This window comes from Anaerotruncus massiliensis (ex Togo et al. 2026) (assembly GCF_900199635.1).
Classification (GTDB): Bacteria; Bacillota; Clostridia; order Oscillospirales; family Ruminococcaceae; genus Anaerotruncus; species Anaerotruncus massiliensis.
Genome location: NZ_LT962687.1, coordinates 2,847,858 through 2,873,342, shown reverse-complemented (window position 1 = coordinate 2,873,342; position 25,485 = coordinate 2,847,858). Strand labels below are relative to the sequence as shown.

Sequence of the window (25,485 nt, the reverse complement as noted above, 5' to 3'; positions counted from 1 at the left end):
TGTTTTCCGCCCGGAGCGCCCTCAGGTCCACTCCTTCCACACGTCGGGGCAGTAGCCGACGGTGGCCTGCTTTCCGTTTCGGACGATGGGGGTCTTGAGCACCGAGGGGTATTCCATCAGCTTGTCCGCGATGTTCTCCTCCCCGGCGAGGTAGGCGATGAAGGACTTGTCGTAGTCCTTCGACTTCTCGTCGACGAGCGCCTTCACGCCGCCGACGGCGCGCCGGACGCTCTCGAATTCCCCCCTGCTCATGCCATAGCGGATGAGGTCGACGCTTTGGAATTTGACGCCGCGCTCCTTAAAATAGCGCTCGGCCTTTTTGGTGTCGAAGCACTTGGCCTTGCCGAAAATCTGAATGTTCATACCCTGCTCCTGAAAAAGTTTTCGATCTCCTCCCGGCTGCCCGAGAGGGTCCCCTGCACGAGCTCGGGGCTTCCGCCGCCGCGCCCCGAGAAGGCGGCGTTCAGCTCCCTGCCGAGCGGGCGCACGTCGCTGTGCGCGCTGCCCGCCGCGTATTTCCAGCCCTCCCGTTCGCTCCCCGAGAGGACCGCTGCCACCCCGCACCGCTCACAGAGCGCGAGGCAGAACCGCCGCAGCGCGGGCGGCTCCATCGCGTCCTCGAAGAGGAGGGCGTAGGTCGCGCCCTCCTCGACCTCGCGGGCGCGGTAACGGAAGAGCTCCTCCTGAAGACGCGCGGCGCGCAGCTTCAGCGCGTCGTTTTCCGCCTGCATCCGCTCCACCGCCCCGGCGAGCTCCCCGACCCTGGCGGAGAGCATCCCCGAGACCGCGTAGGCCTGCGCGTTCTTCTCGTTGTAATCGGTGAGCGCGCGGTCCCCGCAGAGCAGCCACACCCGCACGCCGCCCTTGTACCTCTGGCTCGTCAGCAGCTTGATGACGCCGATTTCGCCCGTGCGCCGCACATGGGTGCCGCAGCAGGCGCACACATCGCTGCCCGGCACCGTCACGATGCGCACCCGGCCGGTGAGCTCCTTCTTGCTGCGGTAGTCGAGCGCGGCAAGCGCCTCGGGGGCGGGGTATTCCACCCCGACGGGCAGGTTTTCCCACACCGCCTCGTTGGCCAGCCGCTCGACCCGCGTAAGGTCGTCCGCCGTCAGCTCGCCGTTTAAATCGATCGTCACGGCGTCGCGCCCCATGTGGAAGCCGACATTGTCCAGCCCGAAAAGCCGGTGGATGACGCCCGAGACGATGTGCTCGCCGGTGTGCTGCTGCATCCGCGAAAAACGCGCCTCCCAGTCAATCGCGCCCGCCGTCCGATCGCCCACCGGAAGGGGCGCGTCGGTCGTGTGGAGGATTTCGCCCTCCTTTTCATGTACGTCGAGCACCCGCGCGCCGCCGAGGGTTCCCGTGTCGGCGGGCTGGCCGCCCCCCTCGGGGTAGAAGGCCGTCCGGTCGAGGGTCACGAGCCAGCCCCCCTCTGCCGGGACGCAGCCGGTCACCTCCGCCTCGAATTCGCGCAGGTAGGCGTCCTCCTCGTAGAGCTTGTCCGTCATGTTAACAGCCTCTCCCATTCCGCCGGACGGAAACCCGCCAGCAAAAAATCCGCTCCCACGACGAGCGGGCGTTTGACGAGCATCCCGTCGGTCCCGAGCAGGGCGAAAAGCGCCTCCTCGTCCATCTCCGGCAGGCGGTCCTTGAGCCCCAGCTCGCGGTATTTCATCCCGCTCGTGTTGAAGAGCCTTTTGACCGGCACGCCCGCGCGCGCCGACCACTCCCGCAGCTCCTCCGCCGTGGGATTCTCCCCGACGATGTGCCGGTCGGCGTAGTCCACGCCGTTTTCGTCGAGCCACCGCTTCGCCTTTTGGCAGGTGCCGCATTTGGGATATTCCAAAAACAGAACGCTCATTCGCTCTCCTCCCCGATGATCTCCTGCACCCGGCCCACCTGGCCGTCCTCCAGCATCACCTTGATGCCGTGCGGATGGGTGCCGCTTTTGGTGAGCAGCCGCCCGACCCGGCCGCGCGTGCGCCTGCCGGTCGGCTGGTCCTTTTTGAGCACGATATCCACCAGCATCCCCGGCCGGATATCCGCCCGCCTGTGTCCGTCCATCCTTCCACCCCCGTTTCACTGCCCTCTAGTTTACCACGGAAACGCCCCGCGCACAATGATTCCGCGCGCAAAAAGCGCCCCCTTCCCGGAAGGGGGCGCTTTCTCTCAGATCTCCCCGCGGACCGCCCGGTGGCAGGCCACCTGGCATCCGGGCGCCACCTCGGTGAGCGCCGGTTCGGAGGCGCGGCATTCGTCGGCGGCGAAGGGGCAGCGGGTGTGGAACCGGCAGCCCGCCGGCGGGTTCTTGGGGTTGGGCAGGTCGCCCTGCAATAAAATCCGCTCCCGGCTGACGGTCGGGTCGGGGATGGGGATGGCGGAGAGCAGCGCCCGCGTATAGGGGTGGCGGGGGGTGGTGTACAGCTCCTTCACCGGCGCCAGCTCCACCAGCTTGCCCAGGTACATCACGCCCACCCGGTCGGAGACGTAGCGGACCACGTTGAGGGCGTGGGAGATGAAGATGTAGGTGAGCCCGAACTCCGACTGGAGACTGCGCAGCAGGTTGAGGATCTGCGACTGGATGGAGACGTCGAGCGCGGACACCGGCTCGTCGCAGAGGATGAGCTTGGGCCGCAGGGCCAGCGCCCGGGCGATGCTCACCCGCTGGCGCTGCCCGCCGGAAAACTCATGGGGATAGCGGTGGTAATACCCGCGCTGGAGCCCCACCATCTCGAGGAGTTCCTTCACCTGCCGCTCCCGCTGGGCGGCGTCGGCCTCCCCGTGCACCCGCAGCGGCTCGCCGATGATCTGTCCGATCGTCATGCGCGGGTCGAGCGCGGCATAGGGGTCCTGGAAGACGATCTGCAAATTGCGGCGCAGGTGCCGCAGCTGGGCGGCCTTCATAGCCTGCATATCCTGCCCCTCAAAGAGAATCTGCCCTTTGGTGGGCTTTTCCAGCAGCAGGATGCTGCGGATGAGGGTGCTCTTGCCGCAGCCCGATTCCCCCACCAGCCCGAGCGTCTCGTGCTGGTTCACCGTAAAGGAGACGCCGTCCACCGCGTGGACGTAGCCCTTGACGGTGGAAAGCGCGCCGCCGTAGACCGGGAAGTAGGTGCTCAGGTCCCGGACCTCCAGCAGGGGCGCCTGCGCCCCCTGCCCGGCGGCGGAGTTTTGTGCCGTCATAATGCCCCCTCCTCTCTCCTGACGCGTTCCCCGGGGAGGAAGTGGCAGGCCACCAGCCGGCCGTCCGCCTCCCGGAGCTCGGGGGAAATTTCCTTACAGATCTGCTGGCGGTAGGGGCAGCGGGGATGGAACCGGCAGCCCTTGGGGAAGTCCGCCGGGTTGGACACCTGCCCCGGGATCGTGTAGAGCTCCTCCTCGTCCTGGTCCACGCGCGGCAGGCAGGCGAGAAGCCCCTCGGTGTAGGGGTGCAGCGGGGCGCGGAAGAGCGCGCCGACCTCCCCCTGCTCCACCACCTTGCCCGAGTACATCACCAGCACCCGCTGGGCCATCTCCGCCACGACCCCCAGGTCGTGGGTGATGAGCAGCACCGTCATGCCGGTCTTCTCCTTGAGCTGGCGGATGAGGTCGAGGATCTGCGCCTGGATGGTCACGTCAAGCGCGGTGGTCGGCTCGTCGGCAATGAGGATTTTGGGCTCGCAGGCCAGCGCCATGGCGATCATGGCGCGCTGGCGCATGCCGCCCGAAAGCTGGTGCGGATAGGACGCGGCGCATCGGGCGGGATCGGGGATCCCCACGAGGGAGAGCTTCTCCTCCACCTGCGCGCGGATCTCCCGGGCGGAGAGGTCCCTCCGGTGGATCTCCAGCACCTCCCCCACCTGGCTTCCGATCGTCTTCACCGGGTTCAGGGAGGTCATCGGCTCCTGAAAGATCATCGACATCTCATGCCCGCGGATGGGGATCATTTCCTTCGTGGAGAGGGGGAGCAGGTCCCGCCCCTCCAGCAGAATTTTCCCGCCCGCGTATTCCCCCGGAGGGGTGGGCACCAGCTTCATGACGGCCTGGACCGTGGCGCTTTTGCCACAGCCCGACTCCCCCACGATGCAGAGGGTCTCCCCCTCCTCCACCTGAAAGCTCACGTCGTCCACCGCGGGCACGTCCCCTTGCTGGGTGTGGAACAGCACCTTCAAATGCGAGACTTCCAACAGGCTGCTCATGGTCAGGACCTCCTACCTCCCGCGCCGGGCGTGTCCGCGAGGGAACGCGCCGGCCGGTATATATGCACGCCGGGAGCGTACATTTATGCATTTTATATTGTCCATCATTATAGCAAGGCGGCGGGATTTCGTCAACTAAAGCCCTAAAACTTTTGCAAAGCATTTCGGGGATTTCCTTCAATTACAATGCGCAATATGCTTCATATTGGTATTTTTGTAAATTTATGTCATATAATGTTTTCCCAATTGCAGGAACCAATTTTTTCACATGCATTGTTAAAACCCCATAACAGCACCCGAAACGTCCTCCCGCCGCGCCTCCCATTTGCAGAAATCCCGTATATTTATTGACAGTTTTCCGGCGGGAGGGTATAATCACATCAAAGTGGAAAAGTGTAAGGACCCGGCCAACGCGCCTTCGTTTTTCAACTCAAAACAAAATTGTGGAGGAGAGAAAGCCCAATGAAGAGACTTCTCAGTTTAGCTCTGGTCGTCATGCTCGTTCTTTCCCTGTTCACCGCCTGCGGCGGGGACAGCGCCGGAACCAATCCCGGCGGGGAGGCCGCTCCCGCGGCGCCCAGCGGCGAAAAGGATTCGGTCATCGTGGCCATGAACGCCGACCCCACCGGGTTCGACCCGCAGGTCACCCTGGACGCCACGGCCATGATGGTCATGTACAACATCTACGACACGCTCGTCGAGAGCGACGGCGCCTGCTCCAGCGACATCCGGCCCGGATTGGCCGAAAGCTGGGACATCAGCGACGACAACATGGTCTATACCTTCCACCTGAAGAGCGGCGTCAAGTTCCACAACGGCGAGCCCTTCACCGCCGCCGACGCCAAGTTCACCATCGAGCGCGCCATGGTGGAGCCCGCCACCGCCTCCTACTGCGCCTCGATCGACAAGGTCGACGCCCCCGACGACTCCACGCTGGTCGTGACCCTCAAGGTCCCCTTCGCCAATTTCCTCATGAACCTCGGCGGCAGCTTCTTCGGCGTCGTCAATGAGAAGGCCGTCACCGAATCGGGCGAGGACTACGGCCGCAACCCCGTCGGCACCGGCCCCTACAAGTTCGTCAGCTGGTCCTCCGGCGACAATGTGGTGCTCGCCTACAACGAGGATTACCACGGCGAGGCTCCCGCGATCAAGAACGTCACCTACCGGGTGCTCCCCGACACCAGCACCGCCCTGGTCGCGCTCCAGAACGGCGAGATCGACGCGCTGCCCAACAGCGCCCCCATCGACGCCCCGACCATTGAGGCGGACCCCAACCTGAACCTCTATTCGGCCCCCGGCGCCACCATCGCCTACATCGGCTTCAACACCCAGGCGGCCCCCTTTGACAACGAGAAGGTCCGCCAGGCGGTCAAATACGCGATCAACAAGGAGGAGGTCTTCATGGGCGCGCAGGACGGCGACGGCGTCCTCGCGAACAGCCCCCTCAACGAGGTCATGGACGGCTACAACCCCGACGACCCCGTGATGAACCCCTACGACCTCGAGAAGGCCAAGGCCCTGATGACCGAGGCGGGCTATGCCGACGGCTTCTCCTGCTCCATCAAGCTGGCCGCCGGCCAGAACCGCGAGAAGGTCGCGCAGGTGGTCCAGGCCCAGCTCAAGGAGATCGGCATCACCGCCAGCATCGAGACGCTCGAGAAGGGCACCTACTTCGAGCAGATGGCGGTGGGCAACTATGAAGTCTACGTGGGCGGCCTCAACTGGCCGGACGCGGACGACATGCTCACCTACCTCTTCGCGTCCGACGGCCCCTTCAACTGGGGAAGCGTCTATTCCAACCCCACCATCGACGAGCTGCTCGTCAAGGCCCGCCAGGAGAACGACGCGGCCAAGCGTTCCGAGATGTACCAGCAGATCGTGAAGATTACCGACGAGGACGCCAACAAGATCCCGCTCTATTTCCCCAACCAGTACTTCGCGGCCAAGAACAGCCTCAAGGGCGTCCGGGTCATCGACAACTGCTACTATCCCGTGGCCAGTTGGAGCTGGGAATAACCCCCTCGCCTGAACCCCTTCCCTGAGAAGGACCCATGAATTTATCGGGGATGCCGGCCGGGGCCCTGCTGTGAAGCGGGCTCCCGGACGGCGTCCCCCCGTTGTATAGGTGTGATGACATGCTGAAATTTGTCCTGAAACGGATACTGATGCTGATCCCCGTCATCCTGGGGATCGTCCTCATTGTCTTTACCATCATGTATCTGACCCCGGGGGACCCCGCCCGCCTCATTCTGGGCGAAAAGGCCCCCCAGGAGCAGGTGGACGTCCTGCGGGACCAGATGGGCCTCAACGACCCCTTTGTGGTGCAGTTCGCGCGGTATGTGGGGAACATGCTCCGCGGGGACTTCGGGCGGAGCTACGCCACCAACATCCCGGTCGCGGAGACCATCGCCGAGCGGTTTCCCAAGACGGCGGAACTGGCTCTGGCGGGGATGTTCCTGTCGGTGCTGATCGGCATGCCCATCGGCATCCTGTCGGCGGTGAAGCGGTACTCCATCCTCGACAACATCAGCATGATCTTCGCCATGCTGGCCACCGCCATCCCCGCCTTCTGGCTGGGCATGATGCTCATCATCGCGTTTTCCCTCAACCTCAAATGGTTCCCGTCCAGCGGCTTTGACACCTTCCGGCAGATGGTGCTCCCCACCATCACGCTCGCCGCCGTCAACGCCGCGGTCATCATCCGCATGACCCGGTCCTCCATGCTCGAGGTGGTCCGCCAGGACTACATCCGCACCGCGTGGGCCAAGGGCGCGGACCAGAAGCGGGTGGTGCTCGGCCACGCGCTGAAAAACTCGATCATCCCGGTCATCACCGTCATCGGCATCAACTTCGGCTCCCTGCTGGGAGGCGCGGTGGTCACCGAAACGGTGTTCGGCATCCCCGGGCTGGGGACCGCCATGGTCAACGCCATCCGGATGAAGGACAACCCCCTGGTGCTGGGCAGCGTGGTGTATATCGCGATCGTGTTCAGCCTGGTGAATCTTGCCGTGGATATCATCTATGCCCTGATCGATCCGCGGCTGAGGGAGTGAGGTGTATGACCGTGAAAACAGAGAAGCCGCTTTCCGCCCGCCCCGAGGGGGAGGAGAAGAAGGAGAGCCCGTTTAAGGAATTCTGCCGCCGGTTTTTCCGCAACAAGCAGGCGGTGATCGGGCTGGTGATCTTCGTGATGCTCGTGTTCGTCGCCGTCTTCGCGGACGTGCTGGTGGACTACGACAACCAGGTCATCAAGCAGGACATCGTCAACAAGCGCCAGCCCCCCAGCTCGGAGCACCTGATGGGCACCGACGACTACGGGCGGGACATTCTGGCGCGGGTAATCTACGGCACCCGCATCTCGCTCACCATCGGGCTGACGACGGTGGCCTGCGCCATGGCGGCCGGTATCGTGATCGGCGCCGTGTCGGGTTATTTCGGCGGGAGGCTGGACAACGTCATCATGCGGGTGATGGACGTCTTCATGAGCATCCCCTCGATGCTGCTGGCGATCGCCGTGGTCGCCAGCCTCGGGCCGGGCATCGTCAACATCATGATCGCGGTGGGGCTCGCCCTCGTGCCCGGCTATTCCCGCGTGGTGCGCTCGGCGGTGCTGTCGGTGCGCAATAAGGAGTTCGTGCAGGCGGCCAAGGCGGTGGGGGACAGCCATTTCAGCATCATCCTCCACCACATCATCCCCAACGCCCTCGCGCCCGTCATCGTGCAGGCGACGCTGGGCGTGGGCGAGGTGATCATCACCGCCGCGGGCCTGAGCTTTTTGGGGCTGGGCATCGCCCCGCCCATGCCCGAGTGGGGGGCCATGCTCTCGGAGGGCCGCGAGTTTATCCGCTACATGCCCCATCTCGTCCTCTTCCCGGGGCTGAGCATCATGATCACCGTGCTCGCCCTGAACCTGCTCGGGGACGGCCTGCGCGACGCGCTCGACCCCCAGATGAAATAACGACCGCCGACCTTCCGGCCGCCGCAGCCGCGGCGGCCGGACCGTTTTGGAAAAGAGGAAGCAGTTTATGATAGCAAGCCGGATGTTTACCGCCGTGGACACCCACACCGAGGGGGAAGCCACCCGCATCGTCACCGGCGGGATGCCCGCCGTCCCCGGCGCGACGATGGCGGAAAAGCGGGCCTATTTGCAGGAGCGCCTGGACCATGTCCGCCGGATGCTCCTTTTCGAGCCGCGCGGCCACAAGGACATGTTTGGCGCCTTCCTGCTGCCGCCCTGCCGCCCGGAGGCGGACGCCGGGGTGGTCTTCATGGATTCGGGCAGCTACCTCAACATGTGCGGCCACGGCAGCATCGGGGTGGTCACCGCCCTGCTTGAGACGGGCATGGTCCCCTGCGCGGGGGAGGAGGCGGACGTCACCCTCGACACCCCGAGCGGCCTCATCCGCGCCCGCGCGAAGCTCCACAACGGCCGGGTGCGGGAGGTGACGGTGCGCAACGTCCCCGCCTTCCTCTACCGGGAGGGGGTCCCCGTGGCCCTTTCGGACGGGCGGACGGTCCACGCCGACATCGCCTTCGGCGGAAACTTTTTCGCGCTGGTGGAGGCGGAGGAGGCCGGGGTGGCGCTCGACGCCGCGGACAAGGACCGGCTCACCGCCCGCGGGGCGGAGATCCGGGACGCGCTCAACGCGGCCGGCGGGATCGCCCATCCGCTCCTGCCCCACATCCGCACGGTCGACCTCGTGGAATTCTGCGGCCCCGCGCGGGACCCGCGCGCCGACGCGCGCAACGTCGTGGTCTTCGGGGACGGACAGATCGACCGCTCCCCCTGCGGCACCGGGACGAGCGCCAAGCTGGCCCTCCTGCGCGCCAGGGGGGAGCTTCCGCTGGGGAAGCCCTATGTGCACGAGAGCATCCTCGGCACCCTCTTCACCGGCGTGGCCGCCGAGGACACGGCGCAGGGCGGTTACCCCGCGATCGTCCCGGAGATCACCGGGCGGGCCTATGTCACCGGCCTCGCCCAATACCTGCTCGACCCGGAGGACCCGCTCGGCGGCGGGTTCCTGCTTTAACGGTCCGGCGAATTTGAAAAAAGGGAGAAACAGCTATGGAATCTTTGGAGGCCCTGCATCAGCGAATCCCCATCGTCGACGCCCACCTCGATCTGGCCTACGACCTCTACGCCAAGCGGCGCGACGGGCGCACCCATGTGATCCGCGACGAATATCTGGAGGACTTTCGGAAGGGCGGCGTCCGCGTGGTGGTGTCCTCCCTCTTCGTGGACGGCAGGGACCTGCCCGAGGGGGCCCTGCACCAGGCGCTGGGTCAGGTCGGCGCCCTCTACGCCGAGCTCCGGGAGACCCCCGAGCTGGCCCTCTGCCGCAGCTATCCCGAGATCGAAGCCGCGCTGGGCGCGGGGAAGATCGCCCTGCTCCTCTCCTTCGAGGGGGTGGAGCCGCTCGGGAACGAGGAGGAGCTGCTGCCGGTCTTTTATGCGCTGGGCGTGCGGATGGTGGGGCTCTGCTGGAGCCGCCGCAACCTTGCCGCGGACGGCGCCCTCTACAGCGACGAGCCGCAGGGGCAGAAGTCGGGGCTCTCCCCCTTCGGCTACCGGCTGGTGGAAAAGGCGCTCTCCCTCGGGATGCTGATCGACGTTTCCCACCTGAACGACGAGGGCTTCGCGGATGTGATGAAGCTCTCCGACCGGCCGGTCATCGCCTCCCACTCCAACACCCGCAGCCTCCTGCCCACCCCCCGCAACCTCTCCGACCGGCAGATCGAGGCGATCGCCGCCACCGGCGGGGTCATCGGCATCAACGGGGTCAGCTCCCTCGTGGGCGCGTCGGCGGAGGAGGCCACCCTCGGGCGGCTGGCCGACCACATGGAGCAGATCGTCCGGGTCGGCGGCGAGGACTGCCTCGGCCTGGGCTTCGACTTTGCGGAGAAGATCCTCGCGCCCGGGGCCTCCTTTGTCGTGGGCGGCAACGACGTGCGCGCCTTCGACATCCTCGGCACCCACGCCGGGCTTCCCAGGCTGACGGAGGAGCTGCTCCGCCGGGGCTGGAGCGCGCGGCGGATCGAAAAGGTCTACGGCGGCAATTTCCTGCGGGTCTACCGCCAGTGGTTCCAATAACGGACGGCCGGAAAGGGGCACGGATATGACAGAGCGCAGCTATACTTATTATAACCTCGGCGTCGCGATCGCCGGGTTCCTCACGCGCGGCGGGGAGATCCTCTGCCGCACACGGGATTTGGAGACGATGGAGTGGGGCCCCTACGCCCCCTTCGCGCCCCAGAGGGAGAGCTTTTCCTACCCCGACCGCATCGCAGCGTGGGAGTTCCTCTCCGCCGCCGCCAGGGGGGAGCGGCCGTTCGACCCGGCGGATTACGCCGAGGTCGATTCCCCCTACACGGCGGGCTCCGGCGCCCGGCTGTGGGTCCGGCGGCTGGGGGTCCACCCGGTCGACTACGTCCTCTGCGAAGGGCGGGCGGTGGCCGCGATCGGCGTCCTCCAAAAGCGGATCGACGTGCTCGTGGAGGACGGCTTCGAGGGGGTCACCCCCCTGCGGGACCACCGGGACCCGCTGCTCTCCCAGCCGGTCTGGGGCAAGCGGTGCCTTGGGACCTTCGACGTGCCCATGCGGGACGGCGTCACCCTCTCCACCGCGGTCTACCTGCCGCAGAACGGCCCCGCCCCCCAGACGCGCTTCCCGGTGGTGCTCATCCGCACCTGCTACGGCAAGCCCCGGGAGATCATCATGCACCCCTTCATCCACTACGGCTACGCCCTCGTCATTCAGGACACCCGCGGCCGGGAGGAGTCGGGCGGGGAGTGGAGCCCGATCGTCAACGAGATGGACGACGGCAAGGACACCCTCGACTGGATCGCCGCGCAGGACTGGTGCGACGGCAGCATCGGCATGATCGGCGCGTCCTATCTGGCCATCGTCCAGTGGAACGCCGCCGCCAGCGGCCACCCGAACCTCAAGGCCATGATCAGCCAGGTCACGGGCGGAACCCCCACCTATGAGTTCCCCCACCGCAACGGCATCCTCTGCTCGGGGACGCTGGCGTGGCTCTTCTCGATGTCCGGCCGGCGGATGGAGCAGGCCCAGATGGACCGGGACGACTGGGCGGACGTGGTAAAGCTCCTGCCCATCCGGGAGATCCCCCAAAGGGCGCTGGGGAAGGAGATCCCCTGCTGGCGGGAGTGGATGGACCACGAGAGCATGGACGACTATTGGGAGCGCTCCAACTGGGAGCGTTTCGCGGACAGGATCAACGTCCCCACCCTCTATGTCTCCGGGTGGTTCGACGACGTGGGCACCGGCACCAGCCAGGCGTGGCGCATGAACCGGCGCATGGGCCGGCCCGACCAGCGGATGATTCTCGGGGCGTGGCGGCACCAGTTCAACGTCTCGCGGGACATCCACGGGATCGACTACGGCGTGCGCGCGGTGCGCTACGACCTCTTCTACCAGTATATCCGCTGGTTCGACCGCTTCCTCAAGGGGGTGGAGAACGGCGCGCGGCAGGACCCGAGGGCGGAGTACTACGTCATCGGCAGCAACCGCTGGGCGCAGTCGTGCGACTGGCCGCCGAAGGAATCCGCCCTCGTCCCCTACTACCTCTCGGGGGGCGGCTCCGCCAACACCCGCCTGGGGGACGGCGTCCTGCGGGACGCGCCGCCCGCGGCGGAGGAGCCCGCCGACCACTACCTCTTCGACCCGAACGACCCGGCCCCCCACCTCATCGACATGAGCGAGAACGAGTGCATGGTGCCGGAAAACTACCGGGAGATGGAGCTGCGCCCCGACGTGCTCGTCTACACCTCCGCGCCGCTCGAAAAGGATTTGACGGTGGCGGGGGAGCTCTCCTTCGTCCTCTACGCCGCGACCGACCGGCCGGACACCGACTGGGTGGCCCGGCTCACCGAGGTGGACGGGGAGGGCAACTCCCTGCGGCTGAGCGACGGGGTGCTCCGGGCGCGCTACCGGGAGTCCCTCAAGGAGCCGAAGCTGCTCACCCCCGGCGAGGTGGTGCGCTATGAGATTCCCATGAGCTGGGTGGCCAACACCTTCCGGGCGGGGCACCGCATCCGGGTGGAGGTCACCAGCGGGGCGGAAAATTCCATCTTCCCCAACCACAACACCGGCAAACCGATTGCCGACGACACCGAGATGCTCGTCGCGAGCCAGACCGTCTTCCACGACGCGGCCCGGTGCAGCCACATCCTCCTGCCGGTGATCCCCGGCGAGAACTGATTCCGACGCAAACGGAGCGCCCTCCGGCAATTGGAAGGCGCTCCGATTTCTTTTTTTCAAAAAAGGGGTTGACTCTGCCCCAGGGGGAAGGCTTATGATGGACCTGTCGACAAGCTGCGCGCACTTTGAGGCGAAGAAGGAGAAAAAACTATGTACAGCATCGGAATGTTTTCCCAGATCTGCCGCGTCACCCCCAAGACGCTGCGCCACTATGATGAAATCGGCCTGCTCCGGCCAGCCCGCATCGACCGGTTCACCGGCTACCGCTACTATACGACCGGCCAACTCCCGCGGATGAACCAGATCCAGTCGCTGCGGCAGATGGGGTTCTCCCTCACCGAGATCATCGCCCTGCTCGACGGCGGCGCGGAGCCGGAGACGATCCGCGCCCTGCTGGAGCTGAAGCGAGGGGAGCTCGCGGCGCGCATCCGGGAGGACGGCCAGCGGCTGCGTCTGGTGGAAAACATCCTGCGGAAAGGAACCCTGATGATGGAAAATTACAACGTTACGATCAAGGAGCTTCCCGAGGTCATCGTCGCCTACCTGCGCACGGTCATCCAAAGCTACGACGACCTCTTCCACCTCATGCCCGAGGTGCTCGGGCCCGAGATGGAGCGCCTCGGCTGCAAATGCGCCGAGCCGGAATACTGCTTCAACGTCTACCACTACGAGGAATACCGCGACCACGACATCGACGTCTCCCTCTGCCAGGCGGTCACCGAGCGGAAGGAGGACAGCGACGTCGCCAAATTTCAGACAATCGCGCGGGTGCCGCAGGCGGCCTGCCTCCTCCACAAGGGGCCCTACAGGACCCTGCGGAACGCCTACACCTTCGCCGCCCAGTGGATCGAGCAGAACGGCTACCGGCTCGCCGGCCCGCCGCGTGAGAGCTACATCGACGGCATCTGGAACAAGGAGAGCGAGGAGGACTGGCTCACCGAACTGCAGTTCCCCGTGGAAAAGGCCGAATGATCCGTTCGGCCCAGGCCGCGGGACGGCCAAAAAAAACAGGAGCCCGGCGGGACGGTCAGCCGTCCCCGCCGGGCTCCTCTGCGAGCAGGTACCGCAGCATCCGCTCGGGATTTTCCAGAAAGGCGCGGGTGAGGCGGTAGTTTTCCGTCTCACGGTAGGGGGTGCGCGTAAAGCCCTCCCCCGTCAGCTGGTAGATGTCCGCGCCGGGACAGGCGGTGAGGATGGGGGAATGGGTCGCGATCACGAACTGCGCCCCCTCCCGCGCGAGGGCGTAGATCCGCGCGAGCAGGGTCATCTGCCCGGTGGGGGAGAGGGCCGCCTCCGGCTCGTCGAGCAGGTAGAGCCCCTGCGGGGAAAAGCGGTTGAGCGCCAGCGCGAGGAAGCTCTCCCCGTGGGACTGCTCGTGCAGCGACCTGCCGCCGTAGTAGTCGATGAGGCTGCGGCGGCCCGCCTTGATTTTATTGAGCTCGTCGAGGTTGGTGGCGACGTTATAGAAGCTCTCCGCCCGCAGGAAAAAGCCGTCGCGCGGGCGGCGCGGCCCTTTTGCAACGGAGAGGTATTTCCACAGCGGCGAGTGGGAATCGCTCGTCGAAAAGCTGAAGTTGCGGGTGCCGCCCTCGGGGTTGAAGCCGCTGCCGACCGCGACCGCCTCGATGAGCGTCGACTTGCCGGCGCCGTTCTCCCCCACGAGGAAGGTCACCTGCTTTTGGAATTCCAGCCGCCCGAGGCGCCGCACCATCGGGAGGGAAAAGACGTAGCTCTCCTCCCCCTCCGGGATCGCGCGCAGCTCCACCGAACGGAGATAGAGCGCGTCCTCCCACATGCCCCCGCCTCCATCCTCCGGCGCCGGCCTTTTCACAGCGTCACCCGCTCCCCGCGCCGGGAGTAGCCCGCGATCCGGGCGCGGTAGGGCGCGGCCGTCTCCTCCGCGCGCAGGCGGCCGATGAGGCCGTACTGTTCCCACAGGTGCATCGGCACCGCCATATCGGCGCCCGCCGCGCGCATGAAATAGTCGATCCCCCAGAGGTACTTGTCCTCCAGGCGCGGGTCGACGGGCAGGAAGGCGAGGTCGATCTTCTCCCCGCGCAGGGTGTCGATCTCGCGGCGGTAGTCGCGCGCCATCCGCGCGTTGTAGGAATCCGTCTCGCCGTTCCAGTGCCACCAGTTGAGGTCGCCCGCGTGAAAAATCGTCTTTCCGTCCGTCCTGACGAGGAAGGCGGCCCCCGCGTCGGTCGAGCGCAGCGCGCGCACCGAGAGGTCCCCGAGGTCGAGCGTCTCCCCGGGGCCGATCCGGAACGCCTCCTCCCGCGTCCGGATGTCGTCCGACAGGACGTACCGCACGCGGGGGAGCGCCCCGCGCCAGCCGAAGATGACGGGGCTGTAGTGGTCGCCGTGGCTGTGGGAGGCGAACACGACGACGTCCCGGCCGGAAATCTCCGCCGGGTCGATCACGCCGTCCGCGAGCTTCCCGCCGCGCGGCGTGTCCTTGTAATAGTCGAAAATCAGCAGGTGCGCGCCCGTGTCGACGGCGAACCCGCTGTGAAAGAGGTATCGGATTTCCATCGGCTACACCTGATCCTTCCAGTACCACCAGCTGCATTTCTCCCGTTCGGGACAATCGGTTTCCGCGAAGTAGACGGCACAGCGGTAGACGTAGAGCACGCAGCGGTCGAGCACGCCCCCGTGCAGCACGCAGTCCCGCTCGTAGAGCTCCTCCGGGTCCTGTCCGCGCAGCGACGCGACCGAGGAGACGCCCAGCCGCAGCAGGTGTTCCTCCATGTTGGACCCGACGCCGGGGATTGTCCGCAGGTCGCTTTTCATGCGACGCCCTCCCCCTGGTCCCGCTGGTACTGCCGGCCCCACACGGACATCGCGTCGAGCACCGGGCGCAGGCTTTCGCCCGTTTCGGTCAGCGAGTATTCCACCCGCGGCGGCACCTCGGCGTACACCTCCCGGTGCACCAGCCCGTCCGCCTCCATTGCGCGCAGCTGCTGGGTCAGCATCTTCTGGCTGATCGCCGGGATGCTCCGGCGCAGCGCCCCGAACCGCTTGGTCCCGGTCATCAGGTCGCGCAGGATCATCACCTTCCACTTGTCCCCGATGAGCAGGAGCGTCGTCTCCACAGGGCAGCAGGGCAGCGGCTTTGTCATAGGAATTCCCCCAATGCTTTCGTTTTGATACCAGAATTTCAAACTGCATGCAGTATTCGGAATCTTCTGTTGCTCCCATAGTAACCCATAGGCGCAAAAAAGTCCAGTCCCGGGGGAACGTTCCGGGAGGGCTTTGAAAAGCCCCCCGGCCCCCAAAACGTTTGACGCGGGCAGGGCGCCGCGCGCGTCAACGCCCGCCGGCCGTGGGGTGGGCCTGCTCGGGCCGCTCCACGCCGATCGCCTCAAGGCCGCTTTTCATCACGAGCCGCCGCAGGCCGGGGTCGTAGAGGAAGGGGCATTTGAGCAGCTTCAGCCACAGCTTGCGGCGCAGCGCGCGGCAGCCGCGCGCGTAAGCGCGGACCGGGTCGCCGTCCCCGTTCAGGGCGCGGGCGAGCCGGGAGCCGCTGAGGATCGCGCTGCTGATCCCCTCCAGGGAGCTCGGGCTGACAAAGCCCGCCGCCTCCCCCGCGAGGAACACGCCGTCCCTTCCCGTGCAGAATTGCCGCCGCCCGGCGGGCCGCAGCAGCAGGCAGGCCTCGGTTTTGACCGGCTCGCCGAACTGGAAGCCGAGCGCCGCGAGCTTTTCCTTCTGCCGCTCGAACCGCGCGCGGCATCCCCGGGCGGGATAGGCGCCCCCGAAGATGAACGACCCGTCCTTGCAGATCGACCAGGAGTAGCAGTCGGTGTTCTCCGGGTCGAAGACGCAGGAGTAGAAGGGGTTGGGGTTTTCGTCGGGGAACCACTGCTGGATCGCGACATACCTGCGGATGGAGACCTCCGGGAAGAAGGCCCGCCGCACGAGGGAACCCGCCCCGTCCGCGCCCACGAGGTAACGCGCGGTGATTTCGCGGAGCGCGCCCTCCTTTTCGTAGAGGACGCAAAAGCCCCCGGAGGTCCGCTCGACGCGCCTGCACACGCAGCCCTCCTCCACGCGCACCCTGGCGGGGATGAGCGACCGGAGCCAGCGGTCGAACCGGTGCCGGTCGAGGTTGAGGTACATCCGCTGGTAGTGGCGGGTGAGTCCCGATTTCAGGTCGATGGTACGCACCGCGAAGATCTGCGGGTCTACGAGCACCTCCTTGGGAAGGGTCAGGTCGAACCGCGCGAGCGCCTTCTGTGCGTCGGGTGCGAGCAGGCCGCCGCACGGCTTTTGGAAACCGCCCGCCGCCTGTTTTTGATCAATTGCGATCACCCGCAGGCGGCTGTCGAGCAGCCGCGCCGCGGTCGCGCCCGCCGGGCCCAGCCCGATGATCGCGACGTCGTATGGTCCCTCTGGCATACCGTCAATCCCTCCCGCAGAAATCCCGCACGCAGGCGACCGCCTCGTCGATATAGCGGGAGAGGGGCAGGTCCTCGATGCCCACGATCGTCATATGCTGCTTGGCGGCGGGGATGAGCACCTTTTTGGCGCGGCTGGCCGCCACGGCGCAGGCCATGCGCGGGGTGATCTCCCCGAGCATCGCGTCGGCCAGAATGATGCCGAGCGGCCCGACGATCACATCGGTGCGCGAGCAGTTGAAGACGACGGCGTTTTCCCCCGTCGCCCCCACGTTGGCGCCCGCCCGCATCATGTTCGCGGTCGCGGCCGAGTTGGTCCCCACCGCCACGAGCTCCGCCTCCGGCAGCTCCGCGCGCAGCTTTTCCGTCAGGCTGCGCCCGATGCCGCCGCCCTGTCCGTCAATCACAATAATCCGCATCCCGTATCCTCCGTTCAACGCTTCTCCGCCGGGCCCGCCCCCCGCGGGCGCGGGCCCTCGCAGGTCATAACAGCTCTGCGGATATTATACAACATTCGCGGGGAAAGAAAAAGGGCCGCTTCCCCATTTGGGGAAGCGGCCCTCCGCCTCAAGATTCATGCGGCCCGGGTGACACACCGGAAGAGCGTTTTCACGCCGACGATCACCCCGTAGGTGCACGCGGTGGTAAAGAGCCCCGAGATCACCGTGCCGACGAGGATGGCGGCCATCGAGCTGCGCCGGTCGAACCCGAGCGCGCCCGCGACGAAGGAGGCGATCCACACGCCGATCCCTGTGAAGGGGATGCCGACGAAGACGGCAAGGATGAACACGGAGCCGTTGCGGAAGAGCCCGGGGTGCTTTTGGGCGAACCGTTCGACCCGCCCGAGTCCGCGCTCGACAAAGCCGACCCTGCGGGCGCGGTCGGCCAGCGGCCCGCTGCCCTTCATCACATAGGGCACGGGCAGGAAGCTGCCCGCCGTCGTGCAGAGGAACGCCTGCTGCCACTTGAGGCGCAGCGCGGCGGCGACCGGGATGGCCAGGCGGTTCTCGGCGATGGGGACCATCGAAAGGAGCAGGACAAAGAGGTCTTTGAGCCAGATTCTCAGCGGCGTCAGCGCAGCGGCCATGATTGTTTCCCTCCCCGTTTTTGGATGGGCGGTGTCCCCTTTGGGCCCGCCGGAAGGTTTTCAGATTGTACCACCGTCATTATAGCATATTCCCGCGGGCAAACCAACCAGAAGGGAAAGATTCCATTTCGCGGGGAATTATGCTATGATTGACAGCAAGGTTCCATCAAAAAGAGGAGGCGTACATATGTCCAGATTCATTGCGGATTACCAGAGCGGCAAGCCCGACGACTTCATCAAGTTCGTCTCGGAGGACTTCTTCGCGAAGGAAGGCTTCCGGCAGGTCAACTACAAAGGCGAGACGGTCTGGAAAAAGGGCGTCGGGTTCCTGACCGCGCCGTCCTTCATCAGTTTTCGCTACTCGCAGGGAAATATTCACCTCGAGGCGTGGATCAAATCGTTCGGCGAGCACGGCCTCGACGGGTTTTACGGCGCGGTTCCCAAAAAGGCGCTCAAAAACCGCGTTGACGCGCTCATGAGCCTGCTCTCGCAGGACGTTCCCGTCCCGGAGGGCGGCGCCGCGCCGCAGCCGGACGCCGCCGCGGCCCCCGCGGCCCCCGTCCCCGTCGAGGTCCACAATCCCACCGGCAAGGCGACCGTCGCCCTCGTGACAGGCATCCTCGGCGTGCTGCTCGCCTTCTTCATCCCGCTGATCGGCGTCATCCTCTCGGCCGTCGCCGTCTCGAGCGGCGCGGTCGGGCGCAAGAGCACGAACAGCGGCCGCGCGACGGCGGGCTATGTCCTCGGCATCATCGGCGTCGTGGTCTCCATCCTGATGTGGCTGCTGAACATCGTCCTCACCGTCCTCTGATCTGATCCGCAAAGGGCGTCCCCGCCATACGGCGGGGACGCCCTTTTCTATTTGGAGGCACCCGTGTCAGACTGCGCGGACCTCGTCCGCCGCCTGCGCCTCCTCCCCGTCCGTCCGCGTCCCGCCGGGAGCCCCAAACGGCCAGCCCGCGTATTCCACCTCGCTGATCGCGTCCAACAGGTTCTGGTCCTTGAAATACCCGTCGGAATAGTAATCAATCTTGCTGAACAGCTTCGCCAGCCCGAAGACCAGCAGCCCCAACAGCAGCACCGACGCCGTTGCCACAGGCACCACACCGCTGTCCTGATAGATCAGGCCGGTGATCAGGGCGGCCACGGGCACGCTGATCAGCATGTCGGTGATGACCCGGTGAAACCTTGCGTATTTTTCTTCCCGCGCCTTCAAAAGCGTTTCGCATTCGGCCTTCAGCTTTCGCAGCTTCTCCGACCCGTCGATTCCGTGCTTGATCAGGACGGCCCGGATGCCCGCAAGGTATTCGATGTAGTCGCGTTGCTGCTCCGCCAGCTCCTTTTCCCGCGCGGGGAGGTGGTAAAAGAGCTTTTCCCGCGAAAACGACGCGACCAGCGACAGAAAAAGTACGATGACGGACAGTACCGGCACCAGCGGGCTTTGGGGCATGGTAAACAAAAGCCAGAGCAAGTAGACCGTCAAGCAGATACCCCCGATCCCCATGACCCACAGGGGCCACCTGATCAGCCGGGACATTTCCGACGGGCTCCGGAAGGACTTCAACCTTTTCGCGGGGTTGGCTTCGTACAGCTCCCGCCGGATATAACGGTATTTGTAGGTCATAAGCGCGCCTCCTCAATCATTCTGAAAACAGTCTACCATAAATTGACCGTCACAAACAGCCCGTCCAAAGCGGCTTTAATAATAAGCCCGGTACGCCCGGGTTTCGCCCCGCTTCCCGGGCTTTTTGCATCCGATTTGCAAAAATTGGACAGAAAAACTGTTGACTACACGACGCCGGAGGAATGCCGGCGGAAAGGCGGGAGGGGGCTGACGCGCCCTCCCGCCTGTTCTTTTTATTTCCCGCCGCGGCGATCCCGGAGATACGCGAGGATTTCCTCCGCGTTGGTGTCCGGCTTAACCTTCGGCATGGCCCTTTCGATCACGCCCTCCCCGTCGATGAGGTAGGTGCTCCGCACGACCCCCATGCTCACCTTTCCGTAGAGCTTCTTCTCCTGCCAGACGCCGTAGGCCTGCAGGACGGTCAGCTCCGGGTCGGAGAGAAGCAGGAAGGGCAGGCCGTGCTTTTCGGCGAATTTCCGGTGGGAGGCGGCGGAATCCCTGCTCACCCCGATGACCACCGCGTCCAGCTCCCGGAACGCGTCGTAGGCCGCCGCGAAGGCGCAGGCCTGACGGGTGCAGCCGGGGGTGTCGTCCCTGGGATAAAAATAGAGCACGACCTTTTTCCCCCGGAAGTCCGACAGGGAGACGGGCCGTCCGTCCTTGTCCGGCAGGGTGAAATCGGGCGCTTTGGTTCCGGCTTCCAGCATATCAGCCATCCTCCTTGATGAATACATAGTGATTTTCCCCGGAACAGCCGGCGTTATACCGGTATCCCAACTCGCGGAACTCCCGGATGTCCCCGGCGGCGGTGACGTTGTTTTCCGCCAGCCACCGCACCATCCGTCCCCGCGCCATCTTGCAGAGCGTCCCCTTTTCGATCACCCGCCCCTCCTTCCACTCCCCGAAGGTGCAGGTGAGGAACCGCACCCGGGGCGGCAGATGCGGCTTCACCGCCCGGCTGTACTCCGCCGATGCGAGGTTGACCAGAAGGTCCGTCTCCCCGGCCAGCGCCCGCGCGGGCTTGTCCCCCCAGAAGCCGTAAAGGTCCCGGTGCCCGTCGACCGGGAGCCTGGCCTGCATCTCGAGCCGGTAGGGGACCACCCCGTCGAAGGGCCGCAGCAGGCCGTAAAAGCCCGAGAGGATGCGCAGGTGCTCCTGAAGGTAGGCGAACTGCCCCGTCTCAAAGACGCCGGGGGCCATGTACTGGTACTGGATGCCCTCGTAGGAGAGGACCGCCGGGGTCAGCCGCCCGCGCAGGTCCATGCGGCGCAGCCGCTTCGCGTTGAGGGCGGCGATCGCGTCGCTGCACTGCCAGAGGGCCTTCAACTCCCGCAGCGGCATCGGGCGCAGGACGGACAGCAGGCGTTCCGCCTCCGGCAAAAACCGGGGCGGGCCGAGAGGTTCGAGACTGTCGGCGTCCTCATGCATTTTTTTCGCGGGGGATATGATGATCCGCATAGGCGCCTCCTTATCGCAGGCTCCGCGCCAGACGCTGCCGCGCCGGGCCCGTGCCGTCGCACCCGGCGCAGCGGCTGGGCTTTGCGTTGACTTCGCGGTCCAGAAGCGGCTGTTCCCGGCGGGCGGGGTCCAGCGCATGGTCCAGCGCCGTCACATCCTCCCACGCCCGGTTGAGAAAGGCGACCTCCCGCCGCCCGTGCGTCCTCGTCAGCCGGATTTCCCCCGCGCGGCGGAGGTACTCCCCGGCGGTCTCCGGCTCGACGCCGGCGGCGTCCAGGCTCCTGCGAAGCCCCTCGAGGAAGGTCGCGGGCAGCGCCTCCCACTCGGCGCCGCTCAGGCCGAAGAGGACGAAGGCGTAGCGGCTGCGGCAGTGGACCGCGAGCAGGCTCTTCCGCCCCCGGAGGGTGATGACGTGCAGGTCCCAGCAGGCCCCGCGGTCGGGCGTCTCTCCGTGGGGGAGGCTGTTCATCTTCAAATGCCGCCGCAGCGGGATCGTCAGTCCCAGTTCCATCGTTTCATCCCTCCCGGGGAAGAAAAATCTTTTCCACGCGGTAACGGCCCGCGTCAACCTCCATCAGGCAGAGGGTGAGCTCCAGGCCGAACCGCCGCCTGCCGCAGCCTCCGGGGTTGAGCCACAGCACCCCGCCCCGGTCCTCCGAGGCGTACTTGTGGGAGTGCCCGCAGACCACCACGTCCACGCCGTTCAGCCCGCGCGGCACGTCCCTCCGGTTGTGCGCCAGGAAGAAGCGCACCCCCTCGATGGTGAACGCGAGCGTCCGGGGAAGGTCCTCCGCCCACGCTCCGTCGTTGTTGCCCCGGACGAGGTGGGGCTCCGCGCAGGCGCGCAGCGCGTCCGCGACTTCCGGGGTGTCGAAATCCCCGGCGTGGACGACGGCGTCCGCCTCGGCCAGCAGGGCCCTGACCTCCTCCCGCAGGAGGCCGTGGGTGTCTGATAACAGGACGATTTTTTTCATGGCCGCCTCCCGCTCCGCAAGGTTCCCGCCGTTATTCTACCATATTCCGCGTTTTTTTGGAACGCCCCGCGTCCCCCGCCGCGGACAAAAAAACGCACCGCGGAAGCGGTGCGTTTTTCCGGGCCCGGAGACCTCAGATGAGGATCCCCTCGCAGTGGTCCACCTCGTGCTGGATGATCTGGGCGGTCCAGCCGGCGAAGGTCTTCAGGCGCGTCTGGAACGATTCGTTCTGGTAACGCACCTTGATGGATTTCCAGCGCTTGACCTTCCGGGTGCCGGAGAGGGAAAGACAGCCCTCCTCCGTCTCATAGGGCTCGGAACGCCTGATGATCTCGGGGTTAAACATCACCGTGTAGTTTCCCTCGTTTTCAAAGGCGATGATGCGTTTGCTGACGCCGATCATATTGGCCGCCATGCCCACGCAGCCCTGTCTGTGGGCCTCCAGCGTGTCCAGCAGGTCCCTCGCGGCGGGCAGGTCGGCCTCCTCGGCCGGTTCGGCCTTCCGCGCCAGGAACGCTTCGTCCCTCATGATTTCCCTTACCATCGGTCTTTCCCCTTTCTCTCCACGGATTCCCGCGCGCCGCGCCCGCTAACGGCGGCCCTGCGCCGCGGTCTCCGCGTGCCGCGCCGCTTTTTTCAGCGACAGAAGGAGCAGGACGACGCCCGTCCCGAGGAGGATATGCCCGATCCCGGCAATCCCGGAGATCGCCGCGTCCATCCCCTTGGAAAGCGGAAGCGCAAGCACCTGAGGGATCCCGCGCGCCACCATCATGACCGCCGTGAGCGGGAGCCCCACGTTGTAGAGATACAGGAAGGCGCGGAAGGATTTGTAACGCTCCAGGCCGTCCCCGCGCCCGGCAAAGAGCGCGACGATCAAAAAGAGGAACATCCCCAGGATAAACAGGTGGGTGTGCACCTTGCCCAGGGCCGTCGCGCCCGTAAAGGCGTTCCACTTGGTAAATTCGCGGTAAAATACGCCGCCCGCCATGGCGAGGATCGCATAAGCAAACGCGAAATTCAGGTATTTTTTCATATCAGCGTTCTCCTTTCATCGCCCGGAAACCCATTACGACCATCCAGACGTAGACGCAGGTTTTGGGGATCATCAGCATGCCGACCGGCGGCAGGGCGTCGGCAAAGAGCACGACCGGAAGGTAGAAGGCGAAGCTGAGCAGAACGGCGAGCCACAAGAAGCGAAACGCGCGGTCCCCGTGCCGCTTGGCGCTCCGGTAAAAGAGAAGCACGATCAGCAGCCCCAGCAGCGCGAAGGGGATGTTGCGGTAGATCCCCCAGCTGAGCGGCGCGTCGGCGCTGGTCCAGCGGTTCTGCGGCGCCAGGCAGAGGAGGATGCGGGAGAGCGAAAGCGCCCAGACGGCCGCCGTCAGCCCGGCCCGGCCGGTGATCCGGTACCGTGCCCGCCACACATAATAGAGCAGCAGGTAAAAGACGGTCATAGTGATCGAAGTGACCAGCTTCCCGATGCCCAGCGCCGCGGGATAGGATTCCAGCCCCGTGGTGCAGAGCGCGACGGCGCGGGGGATCAGATGGAAGGCGTCCCCGCAGCCGAGGACGACGGCCATGATCCCAAACAGCAGGTACTGTTTTTGACCTTTGCCGCCGCGGATCATCCGATATCCCAGCGTGATGACGGTGGACAGGTAAACGATGTCGAAGAGGGTTTCAAATACTGCCTGCATCGCGGCATCTCCTTTCAAGTTGAACGGCGTTCACAATAAGCGCTTTGAAAACCCGTCCTCAGACGGGCTTTCAGGCCGGATACAGGACCCGGCGGATCACTTCAAGCAGCACCTCGCAGTCGTCCTCCTGCCGGGCCAGCAGCGTCAGAAGGTTGGACAGCACGAAATCGATCAGGTCCGATTCCGAAAACGACGCGGAAAACGCGTCCCTTCTGACGGCCGGGTCCGCCCGGAGCGACTGCGCCATTCCCGCCTTCATGTGGGAAAAATACTGCTCCATGGTTTTGCGTGCCTGTTCCTTGGCGGAGCTGGCGACGCTGATGGAATGCGCCGTGAAAAAATGGGGATACTCCCTGGTCCCCTGCCGGACGCTGTCGAAGATCCAGCGGACATATTCGGGGAAGGGCTTCTGTTCGCAGCACTGCTCCATGTGGAAAATATCCTGCCAGACGCTCTCGATGGTCGCGGTGACCAGGGCGTCCTTCGAGGGAAAGTAGTTGTAGAGCGACCCGAGCGCCACATGGCACGCCTTTGCGACCGAACGCATGTCCAGGGCGGACAGGCCCCGTTCGGACACCATATCCCGGCAGGTTTTCATAATCGCTTCTTTCGACGTCACCACCGTGTTGACCGCAATCACCCCGCTTTCGTAACTGAACAATGTTCATTATAGCGCGCCGCCAGCCGTTTGTCAAGGCGCCGGAATGATTTGCCTCTTTTTTATCCGGTTTCGGGTACGCGGGCCTGTGTCGGAAAACCAGAGGAAGATTATCGTATACGAGAAAAGAATAAGCCGGAAATCCTTTAAGGCGTATCATTGCGCATCGGCTTCCAGCAAAGGTCGGCCGGTTTGACTGCCAGGTACGGCTCGGTCAGCTTGTCCCATTCCTCTTTTGAGATCCATTTGCCCTTATAGATATAATCATCCCGCTCATCATAAATTCCGTTTTCGTCTGTATCGCCTTTCGTGAACTCTATATAAAACTGTATATCGCCCCAAAAATCCAATACCCTATATTGATAGTCGATATGCGTGGGGGCCGCCCCATATCGGATATATCCCATCGCGCGGTTTTCAAGCGGATAGTTGTAATCGACTCCACGATACCAGAGCATGACCTCCTGATTATAATAAGTATAGATTTCGTAGCTGTTTCCATGACCGGTGGATAGATGCAGCTCGGGAATCCCATCCCCGTTCATGTCGAAAAAGGCATATTTCTCCCATTCGTAAAATTCCCCATCCTCCGTGCGATTGAATAAATCCTCAAAAGGGATCTCTCCTTCGTCGGACCTTGCGTTTCTGCTCCCATTCAAAACCTCAGCATATGCCGCCATCGACTCCTCCAATGTCGGCCATTCGACCTTGGCCCCGCCCTTTGGAGGCGCCTTTTCCGCGGGTACGGCGGGGGAGGCACTTTCCGGCGCTGTCGCCTCCAAGGATGGGCCGCTGGCGAACGGCGGCTCCGCCTGCGGCCCATCGGCGGGCGCAGCGCACGCGCCCAGCAAACAGATCAGTGCCAGAACCGGCACACCGTTCTTTACATGAAGCATGCACAGGCCGCCTTTCCATGCTTTTCTGTGATAATCCCAAATTGCCGCAGTTTGCGGTCAGCGAACTTCCAATCGCTCTATAAAATAATAACATTATAAATTGGTTCTGTCACTATCCACCCTCTTGCTCAGTTGCGGGTATGACGTGGCGGCATAAGTCAGCAAAATATAGTGCGTAGGTGCGGCGTAAGAGTCGGTTCCCCTGTGCTTGATCAGCTCAAAGTAAATCTCCAGCATTCCCTTCACCTGCCCCCGGAAGCGGAGGCTCTCCGGGAAATACTCCAGACC

Annotated in this window: 31 protein-coding genes; 8 read left to right on the top strand and 23 right to left on the bottom strand. The window is 64.9% G+C overall.

The window, feature by feature from the left end; genetic code table 11:
• Nucleotides 1–21: 21 nt before the first annotated feature.
• From C1A13_RS13795 to C1A13_RS13770, 6 genes are all read right to left on the bottom strand, one after another.
• Complete coding sequence (locus C1A13_RS13795; RefSeq protein WP_101552975.1) at nucleotides 22–363, bottom strand: arsenate reductase family protein; 342 nt, start codon at nucleotides 361–363, stop codon at nucleotides 22–24.
• The gene (locus C1A13_RS13790) at nucleotides 360–1,511 is read right to left on the bottom strand and encodes an alanyl-tRNA editing protein (protein ID WP_101552973.1); all 1,152 of its coding nucleotides are present in this window, start codon (nucleotides 1,509–1,511) and stop codon (nucleotides 360–362) included. The genes C1A13_RS13795 and C1A13_RS13790 overlap by 4 nt, the downstream gene beginning before the upstream one ends.
• Nucleotides 1,508–1,864, bottom strand: a complete 357-nt coding sequence (locus C1A13_RS13785; protein ID WP_101552971.1) for an arsenate reductase family protein — start codon at nucleotides 1,862–1,864, stop codon at nucleotides 1,508–1,510. Before C1A13_RS13785 ends, C1A13_RS13790 begins: the two co-directional genes overlap by 4 nt.
• A complete protein-coding gene (locus C1A13_RS13780) occupies nucleotides 1,861–2,067 on the bottom strand; it encodes a YwbE family protein (protein ID WP_101552969.1) in 207 nt (68 codons plus the stop codon). The genes C1A13_RS13785 and C1A13_RS13780 overlap by 4 nt, the downstream gene beginning before the upstream one ends.
• A gap of 105 nt (nucleotides 2,068–2,172) precedes the next feature.
• Nucleotides 2,173–3,186: an ABC transporter ATP-binding protein gene (locus C1A13_RS13775; RefSeq protein ID WP_101552967.1), complete on the bottom strand. Its 1,014-nt coding sequence runs from the start codon at nucleotides 3,184–3,186 to the stop codon at nucleotides 2,173–2,175.
• Nucleotides 3,183–4,181 carry an ABC transporter ATP-binding protein gene (locus C1A13_RS13770; protein WP_101552964.1) on the bottom strand — a complete coding sequence of 333 codons (999 nt, stop codon included), beginning with the start codon at nucleotides 4,179–4,181 and terminating at the stop codon, nucleotides 3,183–3,185. The genes C1A13_RS13775 and C1A13_RS13770 overlap by 4 nt, the downstream gene beginning before the upstream one ends.
• Nucleotides 4,182–4,643: 462 nt before the next feature.
• On the opposite strand from C1A13_RS13770, the gene C1A13_RS13765 reads away from it, so the two are divergent.
• The 7 genes from C1A13_RS13765 (at nucleotide 4,644) to C1A13_RS13735 (ending at nucleotide 13,375) form a co-directional block, all read left to right on the top strand.
• On the top strand, nucleotides 4,644–6,197 hold the full coding sequence (locus C1A13_RS13765; protein WP_101552962.1) for an ABC transporter substrate-binding protein: 1,554 nt from the start codon (nucleotides 4,644–4,646) through the stop codon (nucleotides 6,195–6,197).
• Between the two features lie 119 nt (nucleotides 6,198–6,316).
• Nucleotides 6,317–7,234 carry an ABC transporter permease gene (locus C1A13_RS13760; RefSeq protein WP_101552959.1) on the top strand — a complete coding sequence of 306 codons (918 nt, stop codon included), beginning with the start codon at nucleotides 6,317–6,319 and terminating at the stop codon, nucleotides 7,232–7,234.
• A gap of 5 nt (nucleotides 7,235–7,239) precedes the next feature.
• The gene (locus tag C1A13_RS13755; protein WP_101552957.1) at nucleotides 7,240–8,139 is read left to right on the top strand and encodes an ABC transporter permease; all 900 of its coding nucleotides are present in this window, start codon (nucleotides 7,240–7,242) and stop codon (nucleotides 8,137–8,139) included.
• Nucleotides 8,140–8,206: 67 nt separating this feature from the next.
• Nucleotides 8,207–9,211, top strand: coding sequence for a proline racemase family protein (locus C1A13_RS13750; RefSeq protein ID WP_101552955.1), 1,005 nt, complete (start codon nucleotides 8,207–8,209; stop codon nucleotides 9,209–9,211).
• 35 nt (nucleotides 9,212–9,246) lie between these two features.
• Complete coding sequence (locus C1A13_RS13745; RefSeq protein WP_101552953.1) at nucleotides 9,247–10,272, top strand: dipeptidase; 1,026 nt, start codon at nucleotides 9,247–9,249, stop codon at nucleotides 10,270–10,272.
• 25 nt (nucleotides 10,273–10,297) lie between these two features.
• Entirely contained in the window at nucleotides 10,298–12,403 is a 2,106-nt protein-coding gene (locus C1A13_RS13740) for a CocE/NonD family hydrolase (protein WP_101552951.1), read from the top strand.
• A gap of 150 nt (nucleotides 12,404–12,553) precedes the next feature.
• Nucleotides 12,554–13,375 carry a MerR family transcriptional regulator gene (locus tag C1A13_RS13735; protein WP_101552949.1) on the top strand — a complete coding sequence of 274 codons (822 nt, stop codon included), beginning with the start codon at nucleotides 12,554–12,556 and terminating at the stop codon, nucleotides 13,373–13,375.
• 55 nt (nucleotides 13,376–13,430) lie between these two features.
• On the opposite strand, the gene C1A13_RS13730 is transcribed toward C1A13_RS13735, so the two are convergent.
• From C1A13_RS13730 to C1A13_RS13700, 7 genes are all read right to left on the bottom strand, one after another.
• Complete coding sequence (locus C1A13_RS13730; RefSeq protein WP_101552946.1) at nucleotides 13,431–14,198, bottom strand: AAA family ATPase; 768 nt, start codon at nucleotides 14,196–14,198, stop codon at nucleotides 13,431–13,433.
• A gap of 32 nt (nucleotides 14,199–14,230) precedes the next feature.
• Entirely contained in the window at nucleotides 14,231–14,938 is a 708-nt protein-coding gene (locus tag C1A13_RS13725; RefSeq protein WP_101552944.1) for an MBL fold metallo-hydrolase, read from the bottom strand.
• A 3-nt stretch (nucleotides 14,939–14,941) separates the two neighbouring features.
• A complete protein-coding gene (locus tag C1A13_RS13720) occupies nucleotides 14,942–15,196 on the bottom strand; it encodes a helix-hairpin-helix domain-containing protein (protein ID WP_101552942.1) in 255 nt (84 codons plus the stop codon).
• Nucleotides 15,193–15,525, bottom strand: a complete 333-nt coding sequence (locus tag C1A13_RS13715) for a winged helix-turn-helix transcriptional regulator (RefSeq protein ID WP_101552940.1) — start codon at nucleotides 15,523–15,525, stop codon at nucleotides 15,193–15,195. The genes C1A13_RS13720 and C1A13_RS13715 overlap by 4 nt, the downstream gene beginning before the upstream one ends.
• 187 nt (nucleotides 15,526–15,712) lie before the next feature.
• The gene (locus tag C1A13_RS13710; RefSeq protein ID WP_101552938.1) at nucleotides 15,713–16,804 is read right to left on the bottom strand and encodes an FAD-binding protein; all 1,092 of its coding nucleotides are present in this window, start codon (nucleotides 16,802–16,804) and stop codon (nucleotides 15,713–15,715) included.
• A gap of 4 nt (nucleotides 16,805–16,808) precedes the next feature.
• Complete coding sequence (locus C1A13_RS13705; RefSeq protein ID WP_101552936.1) at nucleotides 16,809–17,222, bottom strand: DUF3842 family protein; 414 nt, start codon at nucleotides 17,220–17,222, stop codon at nucleotides 16,809–16,811.
• A gap of 155 nt (nucleotides 17,223–17,377) precedes the next feature.
• Nucleotides 17,378–17,890, bottom strand: a complete 513-nt coding sequence (locus C1A13_RS13700; protein ID WP_101552934.1) for a COG2426 family protein — start codon at nucleotides 17,888–17,890, stop codon at nucleotides 17,378–17,380.
• A 187-nt stretch (nucleotides 17,891–18,077) separates the two neighbouring features.
• Here C1A13_RS13700 and C1A13_RS13695 point away from each other — a divergent pair, with 187 nt between their 5' ends.
• Nucleotides 18,078–18,701, top strand: coding sequence for a DUF4190 domain-containing protein (locus C1A13_RS13695; RefSeq protein ID WP_101552932.1), 624 nt, complete (start codon nucleotides 18,078–18,080; stop codon nucleotides 18,699–18,701).
• Nucleotides 18,702–18,767: 66 nt separating this feature from the next.
• On the opposite strand, the gene C1A13_RS13690 is transcribed toward C1A13_RS13695, so the two are convergent.
• From C1A13_RS13690 to C1A13_RS13645, 10 genes are all read right to left on the bottom strand, one after another.
• Nucleotides 18,768–19,514: a hypothetical protein gene (locus tag C1A13_RS13690; protein WP_101552930.1), complete on the bottom strand. Its 747-nt coding sequence runs from the start codon at nucleotides 19,512–19,514 to the stop codon at nucleotides 18,768–18,770.
• A 233-nt stretch (nucleotides 19,515–19,747) separates the two neighbouring features.
• Nucleotides 19,748–20,221 (bottom strand): thioredoxin-dependent thiol peroxidase, encoded by a 474-nt coding sequence (gene bcp / locus C1A13_RS13685; protein ID WP_101552928.1) that lies wholly within the window; start codon nucleotides 20,219–20,221, stop codon nucleotides 19,748–19,750.
• Between the two features lies 1 nt (nucleotide 20,222).
• Nucleotides 20,223–20,972, bottom strand: a complete 750-nt coding sequence (gene yaaA, locus C1A13_RS13680) for a peroxide stress protein YaaA (RefSeq protein WP_101552926.1) — start codon at nucleotides 20,970–20,972, stop codon at nucleotides 20,223–20,225.
• Nucleotides 20,973–20,982: 10 nt separating this feature from the next.
• Nucleotides 20,983–21,483 carry a DUF6933 domain-containing protein gene (locus tag C1A13_RS13675; protein WP_101552924.1) on the bottom strand — a complete coding sequence of 167 codons (501 nt, stop codon included), beginning with the start codon at nucleotides 21,481–21,483 and terminating at the stop codon, nucleotides 20,983–20,985.
• 4 nt (nucleotides 21,484–21,487) lie between these two features.
• On the bottom strand, nucleotides 21,488–21,946 hold the full coding sequence (locus C1A13_RS13670) for a metallophosphoesterase family protein (protein WP_101552922.1): 459 nt from the start codon (nucleotides 21,944–21,946) through the stop codon (nucleotides 21,488–21,490).
• Between the two features lie 133 nt (nucleotides 21,947–22,079).
• Nucleotides 22,080–22,490 carry a peptide deformylase gene (locus C1A13_RS13665; protein WP_101552921.1) on the bottom strand — a complete coding sequence of 137 codons (411 nt, stop codon included), beginning with the start codon at nucleotides 22,488–22,490 and terminating at the stop codon, nucleotides 22,080–22,082.
• Nucleotides 22,491–22,535: 45 nt separating this feature from the next.
• The gene (locus C1A13_RS13660; RefSeq protein WP_101552919.1) at nucleotides 22,536–22,979 is read right to left on the bottom strand and encodes a DUF2871 domain-containing protein; all 444 of its coding nucleotides are present in this window, start codon (nucleotides 22,977–22,979) and stop codon (nucleotides 22,536–22,538) included.
• A gap of 1 nt (nucleotide 22,980) precedes the next feature.
• Nucleotides 22,981–23,643 (bottom strand): hypothetical protein, encoded by a 663-nt coding sequence (locus C1A13_RS13655; protein WP_101552917.1) that lies wholly within the window; start codon nucleotides 23,641–23,643, stop codon nucleotides 22,981–22,983.
• Between the two features lie 70 nt (nucleotides 23,644–23,713).
• Nucleotides 23,714–24,241 (bottom strand): TetR/AcrR family transcriptional regulator, encoded by a 528-nt coding sequence (locus tag C1A13_RS13650; protein ID WP_101552915.1) that lies wholly within the window; start codon nucleotides 24,239–24,241, stop codon nucleotides 23,714–23,716.
• Nucleotides 24,242–24,447: 206 nt separating this feature from the next.
• Nucleotides 24,448–25,197, bottom strand: coding sequence for a hypothetical protein (locus C1A13_RS13645; RefSeq protein ID WP_101552913.1), 750 nt, complete (start codon nucleotides 25,195–25,197; stop codon nucleotides 24,448–24,450).
• Nucleotides 25,198–25,485 lie beyond the last annotated feature (288 nt).

What these genes read in the sequence shown, in the direction of transcription:
- C1A13_RS13795 (WP_101552975.1), bottom strand. Translation starts at nt 363, where the DNA reads ATGAACATTCAGATTTTCGGCAAGGCCAAGTGCTTCGACACCAAAAAG.
- C1A13_RS13790 (WP_101552973.1), bottom strand. Translation starts at nt 1,511, where the DNA reads ATGACGGACAAGCTCTACGAGGAGGACGCCTACCTGCGCGAATTCGAG.
- C1A13_RS13785 (WP_101552971.1), bottom strand. Translation starts at nt 1,864, where the DNA reads ATGAGCGTTCTGTTTTTGGAATATCCCAAATGCGGCACCTGCCAAAAG.
- C1A13_RS13780 (WP_101552969.1), bottom strand. Translation starts at nt 2,067, where the DNA reads ATGGACGGACACAGGCGGGCGGATATCCGGCCGGGGATGCTGGTGGAT.
- C1A13_RS13775 (WP_101552967.1), bottom strand. Translation starts at nt 3,186, where the DNA reads ATGACGGCACAAAACTCCGCCGCCGGGCAGGGGGCGCAGGCGCCCCTG.
- C1A13_RS13770 (WP_101552964.1), bottom strand. Translation starts at nt 4,181, where the DNA reads ATGAGCAGCCTGTTGGAAGTCTCGCATTTGAAGGTGCTGTTCCACACC.
- C1A13_RS13765 (WP_101552962.1), top strand. Translation starts at nt 4,644, where the DNA reads ATGAAGAGACTTCTCAGTTTAGCTCTGGTCGTCATGCTCGTTCTTTCC.
- C1A13_RS13760 (WP_101552959.1), top strand. Translation starts at nt 6,317, where the DNA reads ATGCTGAAATTTGTCCTGAAACGGATACTGATGCTGATCCCCGTCATC.
- C1A13_RS13755 (WP_101552957.1), top strand. Translation starts at nt 7,240, where the DNA reads ATGACCGTGAAAACAGAGAAGCCGCTTTCCGCCCGCCCCGAGGGGGAG.
- C1A13_RS13750 (WP_101552955.1), top strand. Translation starts at nt 8,207, where the DNA reads ATGATAGCAAGCCGGATGTTTACCGCCGTGGACACCCACACCGAGGGG.
- C1A13_RS13745 (WP_101552953.1), top strand. Translation starts at nt 9,247, where the DNA reads ATGGAATCTTTGGAGGCCCTGCATCAGCGAATCCCCATCGTCGACGCC.
- C1A13_RS13740 (WP_101552951.1), top strand. Translation starts at nt 10,298, where the DNA reads ATGACAGAGCGCAGCTATACTTATTATAACCTCGGCGTCGCGATCGCC.
- C1A13_RS13735 (WP_101552949.1), top strand. Translation starts at nt 12,554, where the DNA reads ATGTACAGCATCGGAATGTTTTCCCAGATCTGCCGCGTCACCCCCAAG.
- C1A13_RS13730 (WP_101552946.1), bottom strand. Translation starts at nt 14,198, where the DNA reads ATGTGGGAGGACGCGCTCTATCTCCGTTCGGTGGAGCTGCGCGCGATC.
- C1A13_RS13725 (WP_101552944.1), bottom strand. Translation starts at nt 14,938, where the DNA reads ATGGAAATCCGATACCTCTTTCACAGCGGGTTCGCCGTCGACACGGGC.
- C1A13_RS13720 (WP_101552942.1), bottom strand. Translation starts at nt 15,196, where the DNA reads ATGAAAAGCGACCTGCGGACAATCCCCGGCGTCGGGTCCAACATGGAG.
- C1A13_RS13715 (WP_101552940.1), bottom strand. Translation starts at nt 15,525, where the DNA reads ATGACAAAGCCGCTGCCCTGCTGCCCTGTGGAGACGACGCTCCTGCTC.
- C1A13_RS13710 (WP_101552938.1), bottom strand. Translation starts at nt 16,804, where the DNA reads ATGCCAGAGGGACCATACGACGTCGCGATCATCGGGCTGGGCCCGGCG.
- C1A13_RS13705 (WP_101552936.1), bottom strand. Translation starts at nt 17,222, where the DNA reads ATGCGGATTATTGTGATTGACGGACAGGGCGGCGGCATCGGGCGCAGC.
- C1A13_RS13700 (WP_101552934.1), bottom strand. Translation starts at nt 17,890, where the DNA reads ATGGCCGCTGCGCTGACGCCGCTGAGAATCTGGCTCAAAGACCTCTTT.
- C1A13_RS13695 (WP_101552932.1), top strand. Translation starts at nt 18,078, where the DNA reads ATGTCCAGATTCATTGCGGATTACCAGAGCGGCAAGCCCGACGACTTC.
- C1A13_RS13690 (WP_101552930.1), bottom strand. Translation starts at nt 19,514, where the DNA reads ATGACCTACAAATACCGTTATATCCGGCGGGAGCTGTACGAAGCCAAC.
- bcp (WP_101552928.1), bottom strand. Translation starts at nt 20,221, where the DNA reads ATGCTGGAAGCCGGAACCAAAGCGCCCGATTTCACCCTGCCGGACAAG.
- yaaA (WP_101552926.1), bottom strand. Translation starts at nt 20,972, where the DNA reads ATGCGGATCATCATATCCCCCGCGAAAAAAATGCATGAGGACGCCGAC.
- C1A13_RS13675 (WP_101552924.1), bottom strand. Translation starts at nt 21,483, where the DNA reads ATGGAACTGGGACTGACGATCCCGCTGCGGCGGCATTTGAAGATGAAC.
- C1A13_RS13670 (WP_101552922.1), bottom strand. Translation starts at nt 21,946, where the DNA reads ATGAAAAAAATCGTCCTGTTATCAGACACCCACGGCCTCCTGCGGGAG.
- C1A13_RS13665 (WP_101552921.1), bottom strand. Translation starts at nt 22,490, where the DNA reads ATGGTAAGGGAAATCATGAGGGACGAAGCGTTCCTGGCGCGGAAGGCC.
- C1A13_RS13660 (WP_101552919.1), bottom strand. Translation starts at nt 22,979, where the DNA reads ATGAAAAAATACCTGAATTTCGCGTTTGCTTATGCGATCCTCGCCATG.
- C1A13_RS13655 (WP_101552917.1), bottom strand. Translation starts at nt 23,643, where the DNA reads ATGCAGGCAGTATTTGAAACCCTCTTCGACATCGTTTACCTGTCCACC.
- C1A13_RS13650 (WP_101552915.1), bottom strand. Translation starts at nt 24,241, where the DNA reads ATGAAAACCTGCCGGGATATGGTGTCCGAACGGGGCCTGTCCGCCCTG.
- C1A13_RS13645 (WP_101552913.1), bottom strand. Translation starts at nt 25,197, where the DNA reads ATGCTTCATGTAAAGAACGGTGTGCCGGTTCTGGCACTGATCTGTTTG.